The organism is Kitasatospora sp. NBC_01250 (assembly GCF_036226465.1).
Lineage (GTDB): Bacteria > Actinomycetota > Actinomycetes > Streptomycetales > Streptomycetaceae > Kitasatospora.
On record NZ_CP108476.1, the window covers coordinates 419,124 to 442,500 of the forward strand.

Below are 23,377 nucleotides of genomic sequence, written 5' to 3' on the forward strand. Positions count from 1 at the left end.
GGTCAACCACCCAGCCGGCTCAGCCGGTCGGCGACCGCTGGCACCGACGGCCGGTCGAGGTCGTCGACCACCCGACCGTCGGCCAGCACCACCACCCGGTCCGCGTAGCCCGCCGCGACCGGGTCATGGGTCACCATGACGCAGGTCTGCCCCCGCCGGTCCACCCCGTCGCGCAGCAGCGCAAGAATCTCGTGCCCGGTACGGCGGTCCAGCGCCCCGGTTGGCTCGTCCGCGAACAGCACCGAGGGCCGGCAGACCAGCGCCCGGGCGATGGCCACCCGCTGCTGCTGGCCTCCGGAGAGCCGGCCGGGCCGATGCCGCTCGCGGCCGGCCAGGCCCACCTGTTCCAGGGCCGCCCGCACCGCTGCCCGGTCGACCCGCTCGCCGGCCAGCCGCCCGGGCAGCTCGACGTTCTGCGCCACCGTCATGGCCGGCATCAGGTTGAACGCCTGGAACACGAAGCCGACCCGGCTCCGCCGCAGCACGGCGAGCCGCCGCTCCGCCAGCCGCGACACCTCCGTGTCCCCCCACCAGACCGCCCCGCCGGTCGGTCGGTCCATGCCGGCCAGGCAGTGCATCAGCGTGGTCTTGCCCGAACCCGACGGCCCCATCACCGCGGTGAAGGTGCCCGGCCACAGCTCCAGCGTCACCGCGTGCAACGCGCGTACGCTCCCGGCGCCCCGGCCGTACTGCCGGCTCAGCTCCTCGGCCCGCACAGCGGCGTGGGGGCTCGACGAGCAGGTGTTCTCTGTCCTGTCGACCATGACGTCATCCATGACGTCATCCTCGGCGGACGAGGTCAGGGAATCGATCGTGCTCACCCCCGAGTGCTTGGTACGGAAACCCGTACCTCCCTCGCCCATCGGGGTGTCGCCCCCTGGATGCAGTCCAGCGGCACGTGCCCCGTCCGGTGGCTACGCGGGGCCCGCCTGGCACAGTTGCTGGTCGACCAGGGTGTCCAGGGCGGCCTGGCTGTCCGCGTCGCCGTCGCCGGTGCTCGCGACCACGGCTGCCCGCTGGCCGTCGGGGGTCGCGCCGACGAGGGTGTTGTAGCCGGGGGCGCCGCCGGAGTGGCCGTAGTAGCCGCCGCCGCAGGAGAGCGGTACCCACCAGAGGCCGAGGCCGTAGCGCGCGCCGGGCCAGAGGGGGGCCGGCACGGTGGACTCCATCTGGGCCAGTTGGGCCGGGGCGAGCAGCTGACCGCGCATCAGCGCGGTGTAGAACGTGGTGAGGTCCGCGGTGGTGCTGATGATCTCCGCGGCGGCGTCGCCCAGGGTCGGGTTGAGCGCGGTGACGTCGATCGTCGGGCCGGACCCGAAGGTGGAGTAGCCGTGCAGGTGCGGGCCGGGGATGAAGGGGTCGGCGACCGGTGCGCTGGTGTGCCGCAGCCCCAGGGGCCGGATGATGCGCGCGGTGACCTCGTCCTGCCAGGTGTGCCCGGTGACCCGGTTGATGATCATGCCGGCCAGGATGTAGTTGGTGTTCGAGTACTGCCAGTCGGTGCCGGGGGCGAAGGACGGGGCGTGCCGCATGGCGATGGCGACCAGTTGCGCCGGGGTGTAGCTGGTGAACCGGTTGGCCAGGAAGCCCGACGTCGAGGCGAGCACGGGCAGGTCGTGGGTGTAGTCGTAGATCCCGCTGGTGTGCTGCAGCAGTTGGCGCACGGTGATCCTGCTGCCGTCGTTGCCGTTGCCGGAGACCACGCCCGGCAGCCAGTGATCGACGCTGTCGTCCAGCGACAGCCGTCCCTCGCCGGCCAGTTGGAGCAGCACGGTGGCCGTGAAGGTCTTGGTGAGGCTGGCGATCCGGAAGGCGTCGTTTCGCACGGCGGGCGCGCCGGTGCTGGTGTCGGCCTGTCCCGCGGTGGCGAAACGGTGGCCGCGCGCGCCGGTCGCCTCGGCCACGACGCCCTCGTTGCCGGTGGCCTTGATCGCGTTCACCTCGCCCTGCAGCGAGCTTGGTCGGGCGGCGGCCGCGCCGGCCGCCGGCGCGCACGCCAGCGCGGCCAGCGCGGCGACGAGCACCGCGGCACCGATGCGACGCGGGTGTCTGTTACGCATGAGTTGCCTCCTCGCGGAATGACGAACGCACCACGACAGCGGTGCGACAGCCACGCTAGGGAGGAGCCGGGCGACCCACGATGGAGCTACCACCCGCGCCCGCGATGGGGGCAGCCCCACCCCGCACCGGCAAGTCCCGGTTGCCCGCGCTGCCTTGCGGGAGCGGGTGCTGTCTGACGCGGCGTCATGTGTGCGAGCCCCCAGGTCCTCGACCGCGTTCCGCTCCGGTGCGTATGCGGGCAGCGTTTCACCCGACTTTCACCGGGGCATGCTGCCACCCGGTGCGGCGAAGATCGGAGCCACGAAGCAGGTGGCACTGCGTCCGAGGAGGCATGCGGTGACGGATCCAGCCATCGCTGGGTTGGACGTGCGACCGATGGCCACCCACATCGGAGCCGAGATCTCCGGTGTGGATCTCTCCGGCCCGCTGGAGGACGAGGTCGTCGACGCGATCCGGTCCGCGGTGCTGCGGTGGAAGGTGGTCTTCTTCCGTGAGCAGCACCTCGACCACGCCGGGCATCTCGCCTTCGCCCGCCGGTTCGGCGAACCCATCGTCTCGCCCTCGCGCGGCGACGCCTCCCCGGCGGAGTTCCCGCAGGTGCAGACGATGGTCGACCGGCTCGAACTGGCCGGACGCTACGGGCAGGACCGCGCGCAATGGCGGGACCGGCGGCGGAACTCACTGCTCCACGACTGGCACAGTGACCTGACTCCCTGGATCGATCCCCCGGCTGCCACCATCCTGCGGGCGGAGGCCACCCCGCCCTACGGTGGCGACACGACCTGGGCCAACCTGGCCACCGCCTACGCCGGCCTGTCCGAACCACTGCAGCGCCTCGCCGAGAGCCTGCGGGCCGAGCACCGGCGAGGTGTCGGGTATCTGCCGAAGCCGGGCCCCGACTCCTACCTGAAGGATCTGCAGGAGCAGCCGGTGGTCTCGATCCACCCGCTCGTGCGGGTCCATCCGGAGACCCGGGAGCGGCTGCTGCTCGTCAACCCGTACTACCTCGAGCGGTTCGTCGAGCTCTCCCGGGCCGAGAGCCGCGCCGTGCTCGACATGTTCGTGGACCAGGCCACCCGGCCCGAGTACACCGTCCGGTTCCGGTGGGAGCCCGGGAGCGTCGCGTTCTGGGACAACCGGGCCACCATCCACCTGGGCGCCCAGGACCGTGAGCAGCTCGGCTCCCCGCGCGTCCTGCACCGGGTCATGGTCGCCGGCGATGTCCCGGTCGGGGTGGACGGCACCCCGTCGACAGCGGTCGCCGGGCGGCCTCTCAGCGAGAGCTGACGGACGAACTCACCGCACCGCGCTGATGTGTCCGCCTCGCAGCAGCCCGTTGCACCGTCGCAGGGAATCGAACCTTGGGGGGACAACGGATGGCTGAGGTCCCGCGCTCGGCGCCGCAGCAGACGCAGGCGCATGCCGTCTCCGACGAATCCAGGCAGGCCGCCTGTGCGCGAGGCCTCGACCGGCTGGTCTCGGCCCTGGTCCGGGAGGAGTTGCTGGACCTCGACGAGGCCGAGCAGCAGGGCTTGACCATTCCGGTGCGGCACGTCACCTCGGCCGGGCGGCTGGTGGTCGACGGTGTCGTCGCCCTGCGGACCGGCGCCGACGCGCGGGAGCCGATCACCGAACCGGTCCGCCTCATCGACGTGTTGCTCCGCCGCGGGCTGGTGCCGGCGAGCGGACTGGAGTGGGCACGGGTCCGCAGCGAGGTCGCGGCCAGCGTCGAGGGACATGCGCTCGCGCTGGACGGGGCGGCTCGGCAGGCGGGCAAGGCGCGAGCCGACGGTCCGTGGGATCCGCTGCGCCCCTTCACCGCTCTGCTGGAGCGGCTGCCCGCCGACTCGCCGCTGGTGGGGTTCGAGCAGCTGGTCGTGGACGGTCATCCCCTGCACCCGGCGGCCAAGGGACGGCTCGGGATGTCCGCCGCCGACGCGCTGCGCTACGCTCCCGAATCCGGCGCCGCCTTCCCGCTCGCCCTGGTCGCGGTGGCACGCGAGGCAGCCTCGGGGGCGGACGGCCGGGGCGGGGCCTCCGGGGCGGACGGCCGGGGCAGGACAAAGTCCGGCGACCGCGGTGCCGGCCTGGCGGCGGCCGAGGCGGTGCTGGCACAGGCCTTTCCCGCCGCGGTCTCGGCGGCCCGGGCCGAACTGGCGCAGGCCGGGCACGCCCCCGATCGGTACGTGCTCCTGCCGGTCCACCCGCACCAGCGCGACCACGCCCTCCCGCGACTGCACGGTGACGCCCTGACGGCTGGACTCGTCGTGCCGCTGTCCGCCACGCTCCCGGCGTGTCCGCTGCTGTCCACCCGCACCCTGGCCGTCCGCGAGCCGGGCGCTGCGGCCGGCCTGCACATCAAGACGGCCCTGGAGGTGCAGATCACCAACGCGGTCCGCGGTGTCTCCTTCCAGGCCGCGCACAACGGCCCGCGGCTCTCGGCGCTTCTGGCGGACATCGCCGCGCAAGAACCGGGCCTGCGGACCCTCACCATCTGCCGGGAGCTGGCCGGGGTCTGCTTCGTGCCCGTCGAGCAGGCCGGGGCCGACCACAGCGCCCGCCGCCGGTCCCTGGGAGCGATCCTGCGCGAGGACCCGGAAACCCTCCTTGCGCCGGACGAGGTGGCGTTGCCGGTCGCGGCGCTGCTCGCCCGGTCACCGCTCACCGGCCGGACGGTGGTTCACGATGTGGTCACCGAACTGGCGGGCCGGGAGACGTCCCGCGCCGACGCGGTGCACAGCTGGCTCCGCCGGTACCTGGAGCTGATCGTGCCGCCCACGCTGACCCTGCTGACCCAGTACGGGATCGCGCTGGAGGCCCATGCGCAGAACACCCTGCTCGCCCTGCGCGGCGGGCTGCCCAGCCGGGTCCTGGTCCGGGATCTCGGCAGCATCCGCATCCTGTCCTCGCGCCTGGCCGCTCGGGGGCACACGGTCACGCTGGCGCCCGGCTCAGCGCTGCACGCCTCGGGCACCGACCCGCTGCGGTCCAAGCTGTACTTCGCGCTCTTCACGCACCAACTCGGCGAGCTGGTGCCTGCCCTGGCCGAGGCAGCCGACTGCCGGGAGCAGGAGCTGTGGCCGGTCGTCCGGGATGTCTGTCTGCAGGCCTTCCGCCACCTGATCGCCCGGGCGCCCAACACGGCCGAGGCAGCGGACGCCTGTGCCGACGCCCTGGCCCTGCTCGAAGATCCCTGGCCGCTCAAGGCCCTGCTGCGGCTGCGCCTGGCCGGGCAGGTGGCGCAGCAGCCCCACTTCAGCGGCCCGAACCCGCTGCGCCGAGCAGACGGCGAGGCGGCGGCCGGTGTCCTGGCCGAACTTCGCTCCCGCGAACCGGAGTTGGCCATCCGATGGCTGACCGAACTCGACGGCGCGCGACGGGACACAGCGCAGGACCTCCTCGCGGCACTGCAACGCGAAGGAATCGTCGACGGCGCTGTCGGTGGCCCTGTCAGTGGCGCTGTCGGTGGCCCTGTCAGTGGCGTTGTGAATGGCGTCGCCACCGGCCGACCGTGCGACGCGGACCGGCCCGAGCAGGTGGTCGACAAGCTGCGGACCGCGAGCGGCAACTGGGAGGCCGTACGGGAGGAACTGGTCGACTCCGCCGCCAACCTGGCCCTGAGCCGGGCCATGGCCGGGCGCCGGAGAGAAGCACTCCAGGCCACGGGGGCTGCCGGCCTGCTCACGTCGGTTCCCGCCGGACTTTCACCCTCCGACGTCACCCTTCTGCTGGACGGCCTGGAGACCGAGGGCCACGCCCTGCACCCGTGCCGCCGCACCCGGCTCGGGTTCTCCACCGCCGACGTGCTCGCCCACACCCCGGAATCCGGCGCGACGGTGACCGTGGAACTGGCCGCCGTCCACCGCGACTCCGTTCTGCAGACACCGGACGAGGACGGGCGCACCGTGGGCGACCTGCTCGCAGCGGCCTACCCCGCCACGGCCGCCCGGGCCGTGCGCGGTCTGAAGGAACGCGGGCACGACCCGGACGCCTACGTGCTGGTCCCGGTGCACCCCTGGCAGGCACGGAACGCGCTCCCGTCCGTCTACGGCGCCGACCTCGACGCCGGTCGGATCGTGCGACTGCCCGAGGCCGCCCTGGAGTGCCGCCCGACGTCCAGCATCCGCACCGTGGTCACCACCGAGCCGGGCCAGGACGGGAAGCGAGTCACCCTCAAACTCGCCCTGGACATACGACTCACCGGGGGACGCCGAACCATCTCGCCCGCAACGACCCGCAACAGCCCACGCCTTGGCCCGCTCCTGCAGCAACTGCTGGCCGCCGAGCCCCGGGCCACCGGACGGGTGGACTTCGTCCCGGAGCTGGCCGGCGTCGCCTTCAGCCCACCGGAAGGCGCGTCGGCTCCGGACGCCCGCCACCGGGGACTGTCCGCCCTGCTGCGCCCGGACCCGGCGGAAGGGCTCCGCCCGGGCGAGACCATGGTCAGCTGCGTCGCCCTGCTGGCCCGCTCACCGGTGACCGGACGCCCCCTGCTGACCGAGGTGGTCAACGCCCGGGCCATCGCGGAGGGCATCGCACCTCGCGCCGCCGCGCTGGTCTTCCTGCGCGAGTACAGCGACCTGCTCTGCTCGGCCGCGTTGCCCCTGCTGTGGCGCCACGGGATCGCGATCGAGGCGCATCTGCAGAACACCCTGCTGGTGCTGCGCCACCCGCGTCCGACCCGGCTCGTGCTGCGCGACAGCGCCGGGCTGCGCCTGCACCTGGGCCGCTTCCGCGCGACCGGGTCCGACTTCACCCCGTATCCGCACTCGTTGACGGCCACCGAGGACATCGGGGAGGTCCGCGCCAAGCTCTGCCACGCGGTGTTCCACGCCAATCTGGGCATCCTGATCGACCGGCTGCGGCTGGACCACGGGCTGCCCGCACAGGCCCTGTGGGACGTGGTCCGGGCCGCCGTCGAGGAGACCCGCGCGGACGTGTTGCGCAGCGCGACGCCCCGGCTGGCCGGGCGAGTGGCCCAGGACACCGCGGCGCTGCTGGGCCCTGGCCTGCCGCAGAAGGCGCTGCTCACGATGCGGCTGTTTCCCGGCCGCGGCGACATCTACCTCCCCCAGCCGAACCCGCTGCACCGCGCCGAGCCGGCCGACGGCGCCGTTCCGTAGTCGGCAGTGACGGTGGGTGGTCGACCGTCGCCCCACCCGCGTCGCGGCCGGCCGCGCCCCAGAATGGAACGACGGCGCAGCAGCGCACCTCTACCGGAGGAGTCGGCCATGACCGCGTCCGGATATCCGCACCAGCGCACGACGGCCTGGGTGGTGGAACGCCCCGGCCCGATCGGCTCCGCCCCGCTGCGCCGGGTGGAGCGGGTGCTGGAGGAGCCCGGGCCGTGGGAGCTGCTGATCGACGTCGGCGCCTGCGGGGTCTGCCGCACGGATCTGCACCTGGCCGAGGGCGACCTCGCACCGCATCTGCCGGCCTGCACGCCCGGGCACGAGATCGTGGGCCGCGTCCTGCACACGGGCTCCCAGGTACGGGAGTTCGGGCCCGGTGACCGGGTGGGCGCGGCCTGGCTCGCGGGCACCTGCGGCACCTGCCGGTACTGCCGGGCGGGCCACGAGAACCTCTGCCCCCGCTCCCGGTACACCGGGTGGGACACCCACGGCGGTTACGCCGGACAGGCCCTGGTCGACGCCCGCTACGCCTACCCGCTCCCCGACGAGCGCCCCGACGAGGAGATCGCTCCCCTGCTGTGCGCGGGCATCATCGGCTACCGCGCCCTGGAACGCGCCCAGCTGCCGCCGGGCGGCCGGCTGGGCATCTACGGGTACGGCGCCTCCGGACACCTCACCGCCCAGCTCGCGCTCTCCCGGGGCGCGAGCGTGCACGTCCTCACCCGGGCGGCGGAGGCCAGGCGCCTGGCCCTGGAGCTGGGCGCGGCCTCCGCGCGCGACGCCTACGAGACGCCGCCCGAACCGCTGGACGCGGCCCTCCTCTTCGCCCCGGTGGGCGATCTGGTGCCGGTCGCGCTCGCCGCGCTGGACCGCGGCGGCACCCTCGCGGTGGCCGGGATCCACCTCTCCGACATCCCCCCACTCGATTACCAGCAGCACCTGTTCCGGGAGCGCTCGCTGCGCAGCGTCACCGCCAACACCCGCGAGGACGGCCGGGCCTACCTCGCAGAGGCCGCCCGGCACCGCCCCACGGTCCATGTGCAGCGCTACCCGATGAGCCACGCCGACACCGCGCTGGCCGACCTCGCGGCGGGGCGCGTCACCGGCGTCGCCGTGCTGATGGCGCGGTGACCGGGCGCTTACGCCTGCACAGCCGGCCCGGAGCAGGGCCGTCGCGGTCGTCGGCCCGCAAACGGCGCCCGGGCCGTGCGACGAGGCGAACGGCGCCGACCTCCTCGCCCCCACCGTCCAGCGCTACCGTGCCGATCCCCGGCCCGCCCGGGGCAGCGAGCCCACGGCTGGGCCGAGCGGGCCTGTCCAGTGCATGGCCGGTTCTCGCGAAACCCCGCCGGAGGTCCACTGCCGCCGCCCCGCCGACGGCTCACCCCGGCCCCACCCGGCGCCCGCTGATCCGGTCCGGAGTGATGCGGATCCACAGCGGGCGGTTGCCACCCGCCCAGGGCTCGGTCCCGGGCAGGAGGGCCAGTCGCCCGATGGTGGCGGCGTCCTCGATGGGCTGGGCGGTACCGGCGATCAGGACGCTCCAGCCCTGGCTCAGGTGGTCGTTGATCCGGTCGACCTGGAAGGAGAGGGTGCTGCCGGGCGCGGCGGCCGGCGCGCTGTGCGGTGCGGTGCGGTAGACGACCGTGTGCGCGTCGACGGTGTAGTTGACCGGGAACACCTGCGGCGCGGGCTCGGCCGGCACCACCACGCGACCGACACCGTGGGTGCCGAGGCGCTCCCAGCACTCCGTCCCGGTCAGGCGGGACAGCACCGGATGCGGGGCCGGCCCACCGCTGCCGGGAGCGGCGTCCCGGCGTCCCTCCAGCAGCTCCTGGTAGGTGAGTTCGAGGGCGGCGGCAAGGCGCAGGAACCCGGACGGGTCGAATGCGGTACCGGCCTCGATCAGCAGCGTCAGGTACTGCGGGGACATCCCGGCCTTGGCGGCCAACCTGGCCTCGGTCAGACCGAGTTCGGCGGACCGGTCGGCGATCCGACGGGCGAGCGCGGCGGACGTGGGAGCGGGGTCCGGGTGCACGATGCCTCCTCGTGTGCGCTGGTGGCCGCCGCACGTCGTGGCGTTTCAGGTCCGGACAGGAACGCGGCCCTCCTTCGTCGGCCGCTCCCGTCCAGGATCTGCTCGGCCTGCCTCTCCAGCCTCCATCACCTTCCGGTCCGGCGCACGGTCCGGGCACGGCTTCCTACGCTGAGGGGGTAAGCGGTGCACTCGGTCCGCCGTCGCGCAGCGCGCTCCACCGCGAGCAGCCGGCCCGGGCGGCGCGGCTTCCGCGCGGGCGCGGGGACGGCCTCGGCCTGGGTCAGCGGGAGCGGAGCGAGGTGGCCCTCGGCCGTCAGGGTGATCCGGGCAGCAGGCCGAGCAGGCAACGAGCAACGCCTCGATGAGGTGCTCGGCGCGTTCGGTGGCCCGGGTGACGTCGCGGGCCATGCGCCCGGGGAGCGCTGAGCGGGCCACGATTCAGAGGAATCTCAGCAGGCAGGAACATGGCGATCGTGCCGGCCGGACGCCAGCATTGACCGGGCAACGTCAAGTCGCTTTCCCTCGGCGACACTTCGGCCTGCCCGTCCGGCTCTCCGGGTCCAGCACCGCACCCGGCCCGCCGTTCCCCGCCCGCGCCCCGTTCCTCTCCCCTGCCCCGGAGGCTCCGATGCCCCTGACCGCTGTCCCCCCTGCCCGCGTGCTCGCCCGCACGGCGGCAGCACTGCTCTGCCTGGCGGTGTCCTGGATCCACGTCCAGGACCAGGGCGGCTTTCCCGGCGACAAGACGCCGCACTACGTCGGCGTCGGCTACTACCTGCTGGAGGTGACCGGCGTGCTCTGTGCGGTCCTGCTGCTGGCCGGCACCCGACCACGCACCGCCCGCGCCAGCGCCTACCCGCTCGACTGGCTGCTCGCCGCCGCCGTGGCGCTCGGCCCGCTCGTCGGCTTCGTCCTCTCCCGGGGACCCGGCCTGCCCGACTACAGCGACGACAGGGGCAACTGGACCGAACCCCTGGCCCTCATCAGCGTCGCCGTGGAGGGCGCCCTCCTGATCACGGCCGCCACGGTCCTGCTGGCCGCGACCCGAACAGCACGGACCGTTCCCGCCCGGCCCGCGCGCGGCACCTCCGCCGCCCGCTGACCGAGCAGCACCCGGGCGGCGGCCCACCCGGACCACGCGTCGCGGACCTCGCCGACCGGTCCTGCTGCGATCGTGGTCGGCGTCAGCCTGGTGTGCCGACCGGCAGCGACACTGCTCGGCGCTCACCGGCCCGCGCCGGCAGGTGCCCGCCGCCAACCGCACTACGCCGCGATCAGCCGCGGCGCGTCGTCCGCCGCACGGGCCGTGCTCGCGACGACCGCTCCGGAGGGCACGGCGATCACGGTGCACAGGGCCCGGGCCACGCAGTGGCGGCTGACCGTCCCGTGCACCAGCCGCTGCAGCGGGCCGCGGCGGCCGGTGCCCACCACGAGCACGTCGCCCGGGCGGTCGGCGATCCGGACGAGGGCGCGGCCGGCCTCGCCGCGGATCACCACGGGGTCGATCCGCAGGTTCGTCGGGTAGCCGCCGAGGGCGTCCGCGAACGCGTCGTCCAGTCGGGTACGGGCCGCCTGCTCCCAGAGCGCCGCCAGCGACGGGCAGGGGTGGGCCCGCTCCCCGCCGACCGGGGTCCAGGCGATCACCGGGACGAGGACGGCACCGCGCCTGGTCGCCTCGTCCACCGCGCGCCGCAGGACCGCCGCGCTCCGCTTCGATCCGCTGACTCCGACGACGACCCGGCTGGTCTCGGCCATGGTGCTGCACTTCCTCGATCCTCAGGCCCCGCAGAGGGCCTTCGCTTTCCAGCCGCGATACGGACTGGACCTTCGAAACAGTCGACTCGTGGTCGGCCGTCCCGCTGATCCATGGAACCCTGGCGATGCGCGCCATCGCCGGCTCTTAACGCGTCCGAGACGCGCCGTCGCCGCTTCCTGACGAACCCCTGACGTCGGCCCGGTCAGGGGCAGTGGTCACAGCTCCGGGGCGGTGCCGCGAGGTGCCGGTTCGACGGTGGCCTCGTGACCGCCCGGGCCGTGCTGCCTGGTCCCGCCGAAGCGTCCGTGCCCCCGCCCTGCGGCGGCCTCGTGGGTGACCATGTGGACGTCGATGTCGCCGGAGAGCGCGATGGTGGTCTCCCCGATGCCGCGGCCGCCCAGTGCGCGGGCGAGCCGGCCGTGGCGACTGGTGCCGAGCACCAGCTGGGTGGCGTTCTGCGAGCGGGCGAAGGCCAGCAGGGTGGTGGGGATGTCCTCGCCGACCACCCAGTGGAAGCTTCCGCCCAGGCTCTCGACCAGGCCGCGCTGGGCGCTGAGGGCCTCGGGGCGGGCATCGGCGAGCCCGTCGCCGTGCGCGACGTGGACGGCGAGCAGGTCGCCACCGCCGGTGCGGGCGGCGATCCGAGCGGCGCGGCGGATCAGTGTGTCGTCCTCGGGCCCGCCGGTGAGGGCGACCACGACCCGCTCGCTGGTCTCCCATATTCCGCTGATGCCCTGCTCCACGCGGTAGTCCTGCAGCCGCTCGTCCACCCGGCCGGCCAGCCAGAGCAGGGCGAGCTGGCGCAGCGCGGTGAGGTTGCCGGTCCGGAAGTAGTTGCCGAGCGCGGTGTCGACCTTCTCCGTGGCGTAGACGTTCCCGTGCACCATCCGGCGGCGCAGCGCCTCCGGTGCCATGTCGACCAGCTCGATCTGCCAGGCGCGGCGCACCAGCTCGTCGGGGACGGTCTCGTGCTGCGGGACTCCGGTGACCTTGAGGACGACGTCGGTGAGGGATTCGAGGTGCTGGATGTTGAGCGTGGTGATGACCTCGATGCCGGCGGCCAGCAGTTCCTCGACGTCCTGCCAGCGCTTGGGATGGCGCCCGCCGGGGACGTTGGTGTGGGCGAGTTCGTCGACCAGCGCCACCTGGGGGCGGCGGGCGAGCGCCGCGTCGACGTCGAGCTCGGTGAACTCGGCTCCCCGGTAGGTGCGGTGTGCGCGCGGCAGGCACTCCAGGCCGTCGAGCAGCGACTCGGTGCGCTCCCGGCCGTGGCATTCGACGAAGGCGACGACGACGTCGGTGCCGCGGGCCCGGCGGCGCAGCGCCTCGTCGAGCATGCGGTAGGTCTTTCCGACGCCCGGCGCGGCGCCGAGGTACACCTTCAGCCGGCCGGGCCCGGCCCGGGTCGCCTTCTGCTCGACCACCGCGCGCCTCCTTGCCGGCCGGGGTCAGCCGAGCCGCGCGAGCGCGAGGTTGAGCGTGACGACGTCCACCCGCCGTTCGCCGAGGAAGCCCAGGTCGCGGCCCTGGGTGTGGTCCTTCACCAGCTGACGGACCCTGGCCGGGTCGAGACCGCGCGCCTTCGCCACTCGGTCGACCTGTTCATCAGCGTAGGCGGGCGAGATGTCCGGGTCGAGCCCGGAGCCGCTCGCGGTGAGCGCGTCCGGGGGCACCTGGCCGGGCGGAACGCCGTCGAACGCGGCGGCCGCGGCGCGGCGTTCGCGCACGGTCCGGGTCAGGCCCGCGTCGTTGGGGCCGAGGTTGGAGGCGCCCGAGGCCAGCGGGTCGTAGCCGGTGGGGCCGGCCGCCGAAGGACGCGGCTGGAACCACTTCGGGTCGGGCCGGGCCGCCTCGTTCGGATCCGCGGGGTTCTGCTTCGGCAGGTCGAAGTTCTGCCCCAGCAGGCTGGAGCCGACCACCTGGCCGTTCTGCTTCAGCTGCGAGCCGTTGGCCTGGTGGGAGAAGGCGAGCTCGGCGATGCCGGTGATCAGCAGGGGGTACGCCAGGCCGCAGACCACGGTGAAGACCAGCAGCAGGCGCAGGCCGGTGAGGTGCAGCCGGACCAGGGCCGGCAGGGGACGTGCCACGCGCGGGCTCCTTCGCTCAGTGCAGACCGGGGATGAACTGGACGACCAGGTCGATGAGTTTGATCCCGACGAACGGCATGATCAGCCCGCCGACGCCGTAGACGCCGAGGTTGCGGCGCAGCAGGGCGGAGGCCGAGGAGGGCCGGTAGCGCACCCCGCGCAGCGCGAGCGGGATCAGGCCGATGATGACCAGCGCGTTGAAGACGATCGCCGAGGTGATCGCCGAGGTCGGGCTGTGCAGGTGCATGATGTTGAGGTGCCGCAGGCCCGGGTAGACGCTGGCGAACATCGCCGGGATGATCGCGAAGTACTTCGCGACGTCGTTGGCGATCGAGAAGGTGGTCAGGGCGCCGCGGGTGATCAGCAGCTGCTTGCCGATCTCGACGATCTCGATCAGCTTGGTGGGGTCGGAGTCCAGGTCCACCATGTTCCCGGCCTCCTTGGCGGCCGAGGTGCCGGTGTTCATCGCCACCCCGACATCCGCCTGAGCGAGGGCGGGGGCGTCGTTGGTGCCGTCACCGGTCATGGCGACCAGCTTCCCGCCGCCCTGCTCCTGGCGGATCAGGGCCATCTTGTCCTCGGGGGTGGCCTCGGCGAGGAAGTCGTCCACGCCGGACTCACCCGCGATGGCCTGGGCGGTCAGCGGGTTGTCACCGGTGATCATGACGGTCCTGATGCCCATCAGGCGCAGATCCTCGAAGCGTTCCCGGATGCCGTGCTTGACCACGTCCTTGAGCTCGATGACCCCGAGGACCCGGGCGGCCCCACCGACGTGGTGGTCCGCGACCACCAGAGGAGTGCCGCCGGCCGAGGAGATCGCCTCGACCAGCGTGCCGATCTCCTCGCCGGAACGGCCACCGTTCTCCTGCACCCAGGCGACGACGGAGCCGGCCGCGCCCTTGCGGATCCGCCGCTCGCCCTCGTCCTCGTGCAGGTCGGCGCCGCTCATCCGGGTCTGGGCCGTGAACTCGATCCACTCGGCCTGGCCGATCTCGGCCTGGGTGCGGGCCCGCAGCCCGTACTTCTCCTTGGCCAGCACCACGATGGAGCGGCCCTCGGGCGTCTCGTCCGCGAGGCTGGACAGCTGCGCGGCATCCGCCAGCTGGCCCACCTCGACGCCGGTGACCGGGGTGAACCCGGCCGCCTGGCGGTTGCCGAAGGTGATCGTGCCGGTCTTGTCCAGCAGCAGCGTCGAGACGTCGCCGGCCGCCTCGACCGCACGGCCGGACATGGCGAGCACGTTGCGCTGCACCAGGCGGTCCATGCCCGCGATGCCGATCGCCGAGAGCAGCGCACCGATGGTGGTCGGGATCAGCGCCACCAGCAGGGCGACCAGCACGACGATCGTCTGCTCGGCTCCGGCATAGGCCGCCATCGGCTGCAGCGTCACGACCGCGAGCAGGAAGACGATGGTCAGCGCGGCCAGCAGGATGTTGAGCGCGATCTCGTTCGGCGTCTTCTGCCGGGCGGCGCCCTCGACCAACGCGATCATCCGGTCGATGAACGTCTCGCCGGGCTTGGAGGTGATCTTCACGACGATCCGGTCGGAGAGCACCTTGGTGCCGCCGGTCACCGCGCTGCGGTCACCCCCCGACTCGCGGATCACCGGCGCGGACTCGCCGGTGATCGCCGACTCGTCGACACTGGCCACCCCTTCGACCACGTCGCCATCGCCCGGGATGACCTGACCGGCCTCGACGACGACGTGGTCGCCGAGCTTCAGCGCGGTGCCGGGGACCTCCTCCTCGGTCTGCGAGGCGGGCCAGCCGGCCAGGCGACGGGCCGTCGTCTCGGACTTGGCCCGGCGCAGCGTGGCGGCCTGTGCCTTGCCGCGCCCCTCGGCCACCGCCTCGGCCAGGTTGGCGAAGACGACGGTCAGCCAGAGCCAGACGGTGATCACCCAGGCGAAGGCGCTGGTGTGGCGGATCGCCGCGTAGGTGGTGAGCAGCGAGCCGACCTCGACCACGAACATCACCGGGTTGCGCCACATCACCCGGGGGTCGAGCTTGCGGGCGGCGTCGGGCAGCGAGCGCAGCAGCTGCGCCGGGTCCATCAGTCCGCCGGAGACCCGGTGCGCGTCGTGCGGCTCGCCCGGCGCTTCGCCGCCGGTCCGGGCGCTGGGAACGGTCATCGGTGCAGGCCTTCCGCGAGCGGCCCCAGAGCCAGGGCGGGGAAGTAGGTGAGGCCGACCACGATCAGCACCACACCGCAGAGCATCCCCACGAACAGCGGCCGGTGGGTCGGCAGCGTGCCCGCGGTGACCGGGACGGGCTGCTGGCGGGCCAGCGAGCCGGCCAGCCCCAGCACGAAGACCATCGGCAGCAGGCGGCCGAAGAGCATCACCAGGCCGAGCGCGGTGTTCCACCAGGTGCTGGTGGCGGTCAGGCCGGCGAACGCGGAGCCGTTGTTGTTGGCCGCCGAGGTGAAGGCGTACAGCACCTCGGAGAATCCGTGCGGACCGCTGTTCAGGATGGCGGCCCGCTCGGCCTTGAAGGTCATCGCCGTGCCGGTGCCGATCAGCACGATCGCCGGCGTGGTCAGGATGTAGAGGGAGGCGAACTTCATCTCCCGGCCGCCGAGCTTCTTGCCCAGGTACTCGGGCGTGCGCCCGACCATCAGGCCCGCCACGAAGACCGCGACCACGGCCAGCACCAGGATCCCGTAGAGCCCGGAGCCGGTCCCGCCGGGCGCGATCTCACCCAGCATCATGTCGAAGATCGTCACCCCGCCGCCCAGCGGCGAGAAGGAGTCGTGGAAGGAGTCGACCGCGCCGGTGGAGGTCAGGGTGGTGGAGGAGGCGAAGAGCGCGGAGGAGGCGATGCCGAAGCGCACCTCCTTGCCCTCCATCGCGGCTCCGGCCGCGTGCAGCGCGGTGCCGGTGTGCTGCCACTCGAAGAACGTCAGGAGGGCGGCCGAGGCCACCCAGAACAGCGCCATCACGGCCACGATCGCGTAGCCCTGGCGCCGGTCGCCCACCATCGTGCCGAAGGTGCGCGGCAGCGAGAAGGAGATCACCAGCAGCAGGTAGATCTCCAGCCAGTTGGTGAACGGATTCGGGTTCTCGAACGGGTGCGCCGAGTTGGCGTTGTAGAAGCCGCCGCCGTTGGTGCCCAGCAGCTTGATGACCTCCTGCGAGGCCACCGGACCGCCGGTGATGCTCTGGCTGCCCCCGCCCACCGTGCTGACCTGGGCTGCCGCGTGCAGGTTCTCGACCATGCCCGACGCCACGAAGACGATCGCCAGGACCACCGAGACCGGCAGCAGCAGCCGCACCGTCACCCGCACCAGGTCCACCCAGAAGTTGCCGACCCGGTCCGTGCCGGTGCGCCGGAAACCGCGGATCAGTGCGGCCACCACGGCGATGCCGACCGCGGCCGACAGGAAGTTCTGGACGGCGAGCCCCGCCATCTGCACCAGGTGACCCATCGTCGACTCGCCGGAGTACGACTGCCAGTTGGTGTTGGTGACGAACGAGGCCGCGGTGTTCCAGGCCGTCGCCGGGTGGACCGCGGGGAACCCGAGCGAGAGCCAGAGGTGGTTCTGCAACCGCTGGAAGGCGTAGAGGAACAGCACCGAGACGGCGGAGAAGGCGAGCACACTGCGCAGGTACGCCATCCAGGTCTGGTCGAAGTCCCCGTTGACGCCGATCAGCCGGTGGACACCGCGTTCGGCACGCAGGTGCTTGGCGCTGCTCAGCACGTGCGCCAGGTAGTCCCCCAGCGGGCGGTGCGAGAGAGCGAGCGCCGCCACCAGTGCCAGCGCCTGCAGAAAGCCCGCGAGGGTCGGGGTCACCTCAGAACCTCTCGGGGCGGACCAGGGCGAGGACGAGGTAGACGACGATCGCGGCGGCCACGACCAGGCCCACGATGTTGTCGGCCGTCATCGCGCCCCCCAAGCGGCGCAGCACTGCGCAGGCGTGGTCACAGCCGCTCCACCCCCTTGGCGATCAGGGCGAGGACGGCGAACACGAGGATCGTGACGCCGATGAAGGCAAGGTCGGTCATGGGGGCTCCGCCCAACGTGTCGTCGGTCCCCACGATTCTGTGCCGGGGTGCGACGGCCCGCTCACCATGCGTGGTCCATTGGGAGCAGGCACCGCAGCTTCCGGCGGGGCAGCCGGTCCGCACCGTGAGGTGCGAAGGACCCGTCAGTAATCCCGCCGCGGGCATCAGCCCGGCGTCAAGGCCACCCGGTTCACCGGCCGCCTCTGCTGAGCTGGGAACCGTGCACTGGTCCCTGCCGGAACGACCCGGATTCGACGCGATGGATGCCCACGTCCGCACCACCGGCCTCGGCGGTCGGCTGACCGACCGGCCGAGGTGTCCGCGCGTCGAGGCGATCCACTGCGCAGGCCACCGCCTGCTGCGCGGGGACCCGCGACGGCTCGCCCCGGAACGGCTCGCGTCGCTGGCGCACGGTCAGTTCACCGCGCCCGAGCGCTTCCTGCCGCTGCTCGGACGCACCTTCGCCCTGGTGAGCCCCTGGGAGCGGACGCTCAGCGTCCAGCAGTACCGCCCGCACCGGCCGCGCGCCCCGCAGGGCGTCCAGGTCCGGGCGCTCACGCCCGGCGATGCCTCGCAGGTGGCGACGCTGCCACCGTCGCTCCGCTGGATCACCGAGACCTGGGGCGGCGCGCACGGCCTCGCGGCGAGCGGCCGGGCCTGGGGCGCCTTCACGGACGGCCACCGGCTCGCCGCCGTCGCCTGCACCTACTGGCAGGGCCGGGCCCACGAGGACGTCGCCGTGCTGACGCTGCCCGCCTTCCGCCGCTCGGGCCTGGCGCTGGCCTGCGTCAACGGCCTCACCCTGGCCGTCCGCGCCCGGGGCCGCGTGCCCACCTGGTCGGCCCCGCGCAGCAACGAGGCGAGCCTGGCGCTCGCCCGCACCGCCGGCTTCCGGCCGGTCCGCACCGAGGTCTGCTACTACGTCGGGCAGCCGCGCGAGAGCCTGCTCCCGAAGATCCCGCAGCTCCCTCAGCTCCCGCAGGTCCCGCTGCAGTCCGCCTCTGGACGGCAGCAGGCGTTCATGATCGGATCGCGGGCATGAGCTCTCTGATCCGCCATGTCACCATCGACTCGACCGATCCCTATGCGCTTGCGGGCTTCTGGGCCCAGGCGCTGGACGGCTCGCTCGCCAACGACGACCTGCCGGGGGATCCGGAGGCCGTGGTCACGGCTGCCGGCACCACCCTGCTGTTCGTCACGGTCGCCGACCGCAAACTGGCCAAGAACCGTGTGCACCTTGACCTCCAGCCCCAGGACCGCTCCCGGGACGAGGAGGTCGAGCGCCTGCTCTCGCTCGGCGCCACCGTTCAGGGCGACCACCGGAGGCCCGACGGAACCGGCTGGGTGACGATGCACGACCCCGAGGGCAATGAGTTCTGCGTGGAACGCAGCGCGGCGGAGCGGGCGCGCACACGCAGCTGACCGCGCACAGGCCGAAGCCCTGGGGGTCGGCGGACTCCCAGGGCTTCGGCAGGTGGACGCCCGGCGCCGGTGGCACTCGGCGCCGGGCGGGTCGGGTGGGCCAGCTGGCGGCTACAGGCAGGCCTTCCTGCCGTGGTTCGCCTTCTTCTTGCGACGGGACCTCTTCTTGCGGGCGCGCTTGGACATCGTTCTCCGTGGTGTCTGTGCTGGTAGCGGTGCTGTCAGGCCCTGGTGGTGTCAGGCCCTGGTTGTGTCAGGCCTTGGTCGCGAGCGAGTCGGCGAGCTTGCCCAGGCGGCGCTGGGAGCGCGCCTCGTGCACCGTGGCGGCGGTCGGTGCGATGTCGCCGCCGTCGTAGTACTCGCCGTTGGCGAGGCGGATCTCGGGCAGGCAGAGCCGCACGACCGCCGCCGCCCCCTCGGCCGCCGGCGCGCCGACCCGGCCGTACAACGGCAGCAGCGCGGTGTCGCACAGCCCCGGGTTCACGCTCACCGAGGTGATCCCGCTGTCCTCGGGCGCCATGTCGCCGGCCGCCATGGAGAGCGCCAACTGCGACTGCGCGTACGCCGCGACGCGGGAGTACTTCTTGACGCGGTTGGGGTCGGCCCAGTTCATCGAGGCCGTGCGGTGCAGCGAGGAGGAGACGTTGACGATCCGCGCGCTGCCGGCGGCGGTCAGCGGCGCCTGCAGCAGCTTGGCGAGCCGGTGCGCGGCAAGGAAGTTGACCTGGAAGGAGATCTCCACCCCGTCCTCGGTGAGCGTACACCGCTCGGGGGCCATCACGGCGGCGTTGTTGACCAGCAGGTCCAGCTTCGGAAACGCTCGCGCAACCGTCTCCGCCAGCTCGGCGACCTCGGCGAGACGGGCGAAATCCGCTGCGAACATGTGGAGTTGATCGCGACTGGCGCCCAGCTTCACCAGGCGCTCGACGGCGCCCTCCCCCTCCTCCGCCGTCCGGGCGTGGACGATGACGGTGGCGCCGAGCTCGGCGAGCAGTCGGGCGGTCTCCCAGCCGATCCCGGAGGAGGCTCCGGTGACGAGGGCAACGCGAGCGGACAGGACAGCGGACATGGTCCATCCATGGGTGTATGGGCACACCCGGGGTACCGGCCGGCGCGCGGACGCGCGCCGACCGGGTGCCGGGGTGCGATTGAGGTGGGAGAACGTCCGGGAGGGCCGTCGGCCTTGCTCCCGGGAGGTGTTGAGATGTGCGGGCGGGCTGCTGCTACCGCCCGCCCGCGGTGCGCGATCGACGCACGGCCTGCCGCGGGAGGGTACCGGCGCTAACCGACGGCGCGGGCGACCATGGCGGCAGCCGGCGTCCGCGGATGAGGCGGACGGTCGTGGTGGCGTGCCGGACGGGTCATGACGATGATTCAAGCCCGCCACGCACCCCGGGGCAAGTCGGCGTCACTCGCCCTGATGAATCCTTGACAGAACCCCATGTCGGACCTCCCGTGGGCCCGGACGCGGTCTACGGCCCGCGAGTGCGGGGCAGCACATGAGAGGGTGAGCCACGCTGCGGCGTGTCCCGCCCCCCATCGTCGGAAACCCAAGGATCGGAGCCCCGATGCGCGTTCACCACCCCGCCCTCGCGGACCTGCACGGCGTGTGGCGGCGCACCCTGGCACGCGAGGCGGACGGCTCGACGGACACCACCACCCGCACGACCTGGCTGCAGGGCCTGGCGCTGTTCACGGATCTGCGCCAGCCGCCCGGCCTCGCCGAGACGGTCCGCGGCAGGCCGCCGGCCGAGCTGGACCGCCCGCAACTCCTGGCGCTGAGCACCCAGAAGGCGTTCGCCGGCGTCCTGGAACAGGAGGGCGAGGTGTTCGGTTGGGCCCGGCTGATCGACCTGCATCCGCCGGCCCCGCTGGCCGACGCCGGCACCCTGCGCTTCGAGGACGGCGTGCTGATCGAGCACGGCGTGCACGAGGACTACCTGGAGCACTGGGAACGCGACGGCCAGCCGTCGGACTACCTGGCGGGCGCGGTACTGGAGGATCCGGCGGAGGGCTGCGCGGGTCAACTCGTCAGAGTGGGCGCCTGGTTCGGCTACGCCCGGGACCGGACCACCGCACTGCACACCTCCGGACCGCGTTCGGCACCGCTCGCCGAGCAGGTGCTCGGCTGCGCCGGGCGGGCCGAGGCCGCCGCGCTCCTGGACTGCGAGGTGTCGCTCGGCCGGATCCGTGACGGCCGCTGGGAGATCGTGCGCTCCACCCTGCCGCACCGCGTCGGGGCCGAACTGCGGCCCGAACCGACCGCCTCCGGGGACGCGCTGCGCATCCTCGACGCGGATCCGCACGGCAGGGCCCGCGAGCGCGAGTGGCGGCTCGCGCAGGCCGAGGGCCCCTCACACCTCCTGGTCGGCGCCCGCGACCTGGGCTGAGCTGTCGGCCGCCCACGGCAGCTGGTGCGGAAAGAAGTTGGGCCGCTCCCTGGTCGGCTCGTAGCGGCGCTGCCAGACCGGGGTGGCCGAGCCGCTGGTGGCCGGCACGATGGCCGACCAGTCGGCGGGGCAGCGGCGGCCGTGCTTGAGCTCGCGCTCCTCGTGCCGCACGAACTGCTTGGTGGCGAAGTGGTGGTCGATGATGGACACCCCCGCCCGGTCGTAGGAGTGCAGCACGGCCGCGGTGAGCTCCAGCAGTGCGCGGTCGCGCCAGAGCGTGCGGTCGCGGCTGGTGTCCAGGCCCATGCCGCGGGCGACCGCGGGGAGCTTGTCGTAGCGGTTGGTGTCGGACAGGTTGCGGGCACCGATCTCGGTGCACGTGTACCAGGCGCTGAACGGCGCCAGCGTGTAGCGCAGGCCGCCCAGGTGCAGGACCTGGTCGGAGATCGTCGGGAACGCGTGCCAGCGCAGGCCGAGATCCTCGAACCACGGGTACTCGGGGTGGCTGATCCGCACCTCGGGCACCGCGTCCGGCGGCAGCTCGAACCACCTCGGCTCGCGCCCGGGCCACTGGACCACCAGCGGCAGCACGTCGTACTCGGTCCCCCGCCCGCGCCACCCCAACCGCACTGCGGCTTCGGTGAGTTCGACCGTCCCCGGGTCACCCAGCACCGACCCGTCGTGCCGCCGGTAGCCGGCGTAGCGGATGAGCTGGCCGTTCCACACCCTGGGCCCGGGCCTGCCGGGCTCGGCCGGAGCGAACGCGCTGAGCAGCAGGCGGATCCTCCCACCGTTCCACGCCAGTCGGAGGTGCTCGACCAACGCCTCGAACACGTCGCCCTCATCACCGCCGACACCGCCGCCGACACCGACCTCGCGGCAGTCCCGGACCTCCAGTGCCTTCCAGTAGAACTTGCCGACGCACTGCGGGTTGTTGCGCCAGGCGATCCTGGTCCCCGCCAACAGCTCCCGCACGCTCTGTCGGTAACTCCCCGTGGCAGCAAGCTCCGCCACGATCTCCCCGACCCGGCACTCCACCTCCTCGGCCGGCCGGAGCCCCTCCGCGCCGAGCTGTCGCACCAGGTCGGCGGCCTCGGCCGCCACCGGAGCGCTGGGCTGGGCGGATGGCACGGGCGGTGCTGCGCACAGGTGCGAGGTCTTCATGATGAGCCCCTTGTCAACGACGAGCGGAAGGCACCCGGTTCACACGGACGAAACATCTGACCGCGCTCGGACACTACGGGAGAAGAGCGAGTGACCCGCATCCCCCGACAGCCGATTTGACGAAACCCATGCGCCGGCCGCTCACGCCCGCTCGCCGGGGTGCGCTACCCGTGGAGGTGTCCGGCAGGCCGGCCACGTCGGTGGCGCGGCCGGCGCGCAGGAGGGGTTCCTGAGCGGCGCGGCCACCGTCCACGACCAGCTCGACCAGGCCTTCCGCGAACTGCGCCTCGCCACCGCCGCCCTCAAGTAGCCGACCGCCGCCCCATCGTGCTGCGCAGGGCCACCGGGTCCACGGCTTCCCGATTGTGGTCCGCCGCCGGACAGGCCGGCCGACCAGCGGCGGACAGCGAAGGTCCAGGGAGGGGCGACCGGCAAGGTGCTCAGTGCGGGTGCCGGTCGAGCCAGGTCAGGGAGTGGTCGGCGAGTTCGCGCCAGCCGTGGTCGACGACGAGGGAGTGGCCGCGGTCCTCGAAACGGTGGTAGTCGGTGACGGCCGGGGACTTGCGGTACTGCTTGTGGGTGGAACGGGTCAGGACGTCGGGGACGGTGTGGTCGAGCTTGCCGGACAGGAGCAGCAGGGGGCCGCGGGTGCGGTTGGCGGTGTCGACTTTGGCGGGTGAGCCGGGGGCGAAGTTGCTCAGGGCGAGCTGGAAGAGGGGGCGGGCGGGGCTGGGGATGGTCCAGTCGTTGAAGAGCTGGTCGGATTCCGCCTGTTCGACGGCGTTGGCGAAGGCGTAGCGGAACTGCGCGGGGTTGAGCGAGACGGCGCGCTTGGTGTTGGCGGGGTTGCGCAGGAAGGCGAAGGCGGACTTCGCCTGGGCGGGTCCGACGGCTTTGACGCCCTTGATCTGGCCGGGGCAGACGGCGACGGCCGCGCGTGCGAGGTTCTGGCCCAGGAGGTGCTGGGCGATGAAGCCGCCCACCGAGTGGCCGATCAGGATGGGCGGGGTGTCCAGCTCGCGGATGATGCGGGCATGGTGGGCGGAGATCTCGGCGAGGCCGATGCCGGCCTGCGGGTCGGGGTTCCTGCGGGCCTGGGCGACGGTGGCGGGCACCCCGGGCCACTCGGGGAGGATCGGCTCGTAGCCGGCCTCGCGGAACCGGTCGGCCCACGGCTGCCAGCTCGTGGAGTGGAGCCAGAGGCCGTGGATGAACATGACGGGGGTGCGGTTGGCGGGCATGCGGGGTGACTCCTTGGTGGGTTCGGGCATGCTGGGGCCGCCTGCGGGCGGCAGTCGTGGGAAGCGGTACCAACGAAGTAGA

At 73.0% G+C, this 23,377-nt stretch carries 19 protein-coding genes and 1 pseudogene; 7 read left to right on the forward strand and 13 right to left on the reverse strand.

Annotation, left to right across the window (positions count from 1 at the left end):
- Window positions 1-2: 2 nt before the first annotated feature.
- Window positions 3-776 carry an ABC transporter ATP-binding protein gene (locus OG500_RS02050; RefSeq protein ID WP_327064611.1) on the reverse strand — a complete coding sequence of 258 codons (774 nt, stop codon included), beginning with the start codon at window positions 774-776 and terminating at the stop codon, window positions 3-5.
- A 138-nt stretch (window positions 777-914) separates the two neighbouring features.
- Entirely contained in the window at window positions 915-2,060 is a 1,146-nt protein-coding gene (locus tag OG500_RS02055) for a serine hydrolase domain-containing protein (protein WP_329575774.1), read from the reverse strand.
- A gap of 376 nt (window positions 2,061-2,436) precedes the next feature.
- Between OG500_RS02055 and OG500_RS02060 the strand changes: the two genes are divergently transcribed.
- The 3 genes from OG500_RS02060 to OG500_RS02070 all read left to right on the forward strand — a co-directional run bounded on the left by OG500_RS02060 (window position 2,437) and on the right by OG500_RS02070 (window position 8,324).
- The gene (locus OG500_RS02060; protein WP_329587361.1) at window positions 2,437-3,348 is read left to right on the forward strand and encodes a TauD/TfdA dioxygenase family protein; all 912 of its coding nucleotides are present in this window, start codon (window positions 2,437-2,439) and stop codon (window positions 3,346-3,348) included.
- 89 nt (window positions 3,349-3,437) lie between these two features.
- Complete coding sequence (locus OG500_RS02065; protein WP_329575777.1) at window positions 3,438-7,184, forward strand: IucA/IucC family protein; 3,747 nt, start codon at window positions 3,438-3,440, stop codon at window positions 7,182-7,184.
- 108 nt (window positions 7,185-7,292) lie between these two features.
- Entirely contained in the window at window positions 7,293-8,324 is a 1,032-nt protein-coding gene (locus tag OG500_RS02070; RefSeq protein ID WP_327064614.1) for a zinc-binding alcohol dehydrogenase family protein, read from the forward strand.
- Between the two features lie 250 nt (window positions 8,325-8,574).
- Here the strand turns inward: OG500_RS02070 and OG500_RS02075 are convergent, their stop codons facing one another.
- On the reverse strand, window positions 8,575-9,231 hold the full coding sequence (locus tag OG500_RS02075; RefSeq protein ID WP_327064615.1) for a helix-turn-helix domain-containing protein: 657 nt from the start codon (window positions 9,229-9,231) through the stop codon (window positions 8,575-8,577).
- A gap of 628 nt (window positions 9,232-9,859) precedes the next feature.
- Here OG500_RS02075 and OG500_RS02080 point away from each other — a divergent pair.
- Window positions 9,860-10,333 carry a hypothetical protein gene (locus tag OG500_RS02080; RefSeq protein ID WP_329575783.1) on the forward strand — a complete coding sequence of 158 codons (474 nt, stop codon included), beginning with the start codon at window positions 9,860-9,862 and terminating at the stop codon, window positions 10,331-10,333.
- 161 nt (window positions 10,334-10,494) lie between these two features.
- Here the strand turns inward: OG500_RS02080 and OG500_RS02085 are convergent, their stop codons facing one another.
- The 6 genes and pseudogenes from OG500_RS02085 to kdpF form a co-directional block, all read right to left on the reverse strand.
- Window positions 10,495-10,986, reverse strand: coding sequence for a universal stress protein (locus tag OG500_RS02085; protein WP_327064617.1), 492 nt, complete (start codon window positions 10,984-10,986; stop codon window positions 10,495-10,497).
- Window positions 10,987-11,295: 309 nt separating this feature from the next.
- A pseudogene (locus OG500_RS02090) lies at window positions 11,296-12,411 on the reverse strand (universal stress protein); the annotation flags it as partial.
- Window positions 12,412-12,435: 24 nt separating this feature from the next.
- Complete coding sequence (gene kdpC, locus OG500_RS02095) at window positions 12,436-13,074, reverse strand: potassium-transporting ATPase subunit KdpC (RefSeq protein ID WP_327064618.1); 639 nt, start codon at window positions 13,072-13,074, stop codon at window positions 12,436-12,438.
- 16 nt (window positions 13,075-13,090) lie between these two features.
- Window positions 13,091-15,205, reverse strand: a complete 2,115-nt coding sequence (kdpB, locus tag OG500_RS02100; RefSeq protein WP_329575788.1) for a potassium-transporting ATPase subunit KdpB — start codon at window positions 15,203-15,205, stop codon at window positions 13,091-13,093.
- A complete protein-coding gene (gene kdpA / locus OG500_RS02105) occupies window positions 15,202-16,866 on the reverse strand; it encodes a potassium-transporting ATPase subunit KdpA (RefSeq protein WP_329575791.1) in 1,665 nt (554 codons plus the stop codon). Before kdpA ends, kdpB begins: the two co-directional genes overlap by 4 nt.
- A gap of 1 nt (window position 16,867) precedes the next feature.
- Entirely contained in the window at window positions 16,868-16,957 is a 90-nt protein-coding gene (gene kdpF, locus OG500_RS02110) for a K(+)-transporting ATPase subunit F (RefSeq protein WP_329575795.1), read from the reverse strand.
- Between the two features lie 380 nt (window positions 16,958-17,337).
- Between kdpF and OG500_RS02115 the strand changes: the two genes are divergently transcribed.
- Window positions 17,338-18,120, forward strand: a complete 783-nt coding sequence (locus tag OG500_RS02115; RefSeq protein WP_329575798.1) for a GNAT family N-acetyltransferase — start codon at window positions 17,338-17,340, stop codon at window positions 18,118-18,120.
- Window positions 18,117-18,500, forward strand: coding sequence for a VOC family protein (locus OG500_RS02120; protein ID WP_329575800.1), 384 nt, complete (start codon window positions 18,117-18,119; stop codon window positions 18,498-18,500). Before OG500_RS02115 ends, OG500_RS02120 begins: the two co-directional genes overlap by 4 nt.
- Window positions 18,501-18,611: 111 nt before the next feature.
- Here the strand turns inward: OG500_RS02120 and OG500_RS38040 are convergent, their stop codons facing one another.
- Window positions 18,612-18,686, reverse strand: coding sequence for a 50S ribosomal protein bL37 (locus tag OG500_RS38040; RefSeq protein ID WP_442789302.1), 75 nt, complete (start codon window positions 18,684-18,686; stop codon window positions 18,612-18,614).
- A gap of 67 nt (window positions 18,687-18,753) precedes the next feature.
- Window positions 18,754-19,569 carry an SDR family NAD(P)-dependent oxidoreductase gene (locus OG500_RS02125; protein ID WP_329575803.1) on the reverse strand — a complete coding sequence of 272 codons (816 nt, stop codon included), beginning with the start codon at window positions 19,567-19,569 and terminating at the stop codon, window positions 18,754-18,756.
- A gap of 499 nt (window positions 19,570-20,068) precedes the next feature.
- Between OG500_RS02125 and OG500_RS02130 the strand changes: the two genes are divergently transcribed.
- Window positions 20,069-20,890, forward strand: coding sequence for a hypothetical protein (locus tag OG500_RS02130; protein WP_329575806.1), 822 nt, complete (start codon window positions 20,069-20,071; stop codon window positions 20,888-20,890).
- Here OG500_RS02130 and OG500_RS02135 read toward each other — a convergent pair.
- Window positions 20,855-22,054 (reverse strand): nitric oxide synthase oxygenase, encoded by a 1,200-nt coding sequence (locus OG500_RS02135; protein WP_329575809.1) that lies wholly within the window; start codon window positions 22,052-22,054, stop codon window positions 20,855-20,857. The genes OG500_RS02130 and OG500_RS02135 overlap by 36 nt on opposite strands.
- A 440-nt stretch (window positions 22,055-22,494) precedes the next feature.
- A complete protein-coding gene (locus OG500_RS02140; RefSeq protein WP_329575812.1) occupies window positions 22,495-23,295 on the reverse strand; it encodes an alpha/beta hydrolase in 801 nt (266 codons plus the stop codon).
- Window positions 23,296-23,377: the final 82 nt, after the last annotated feature.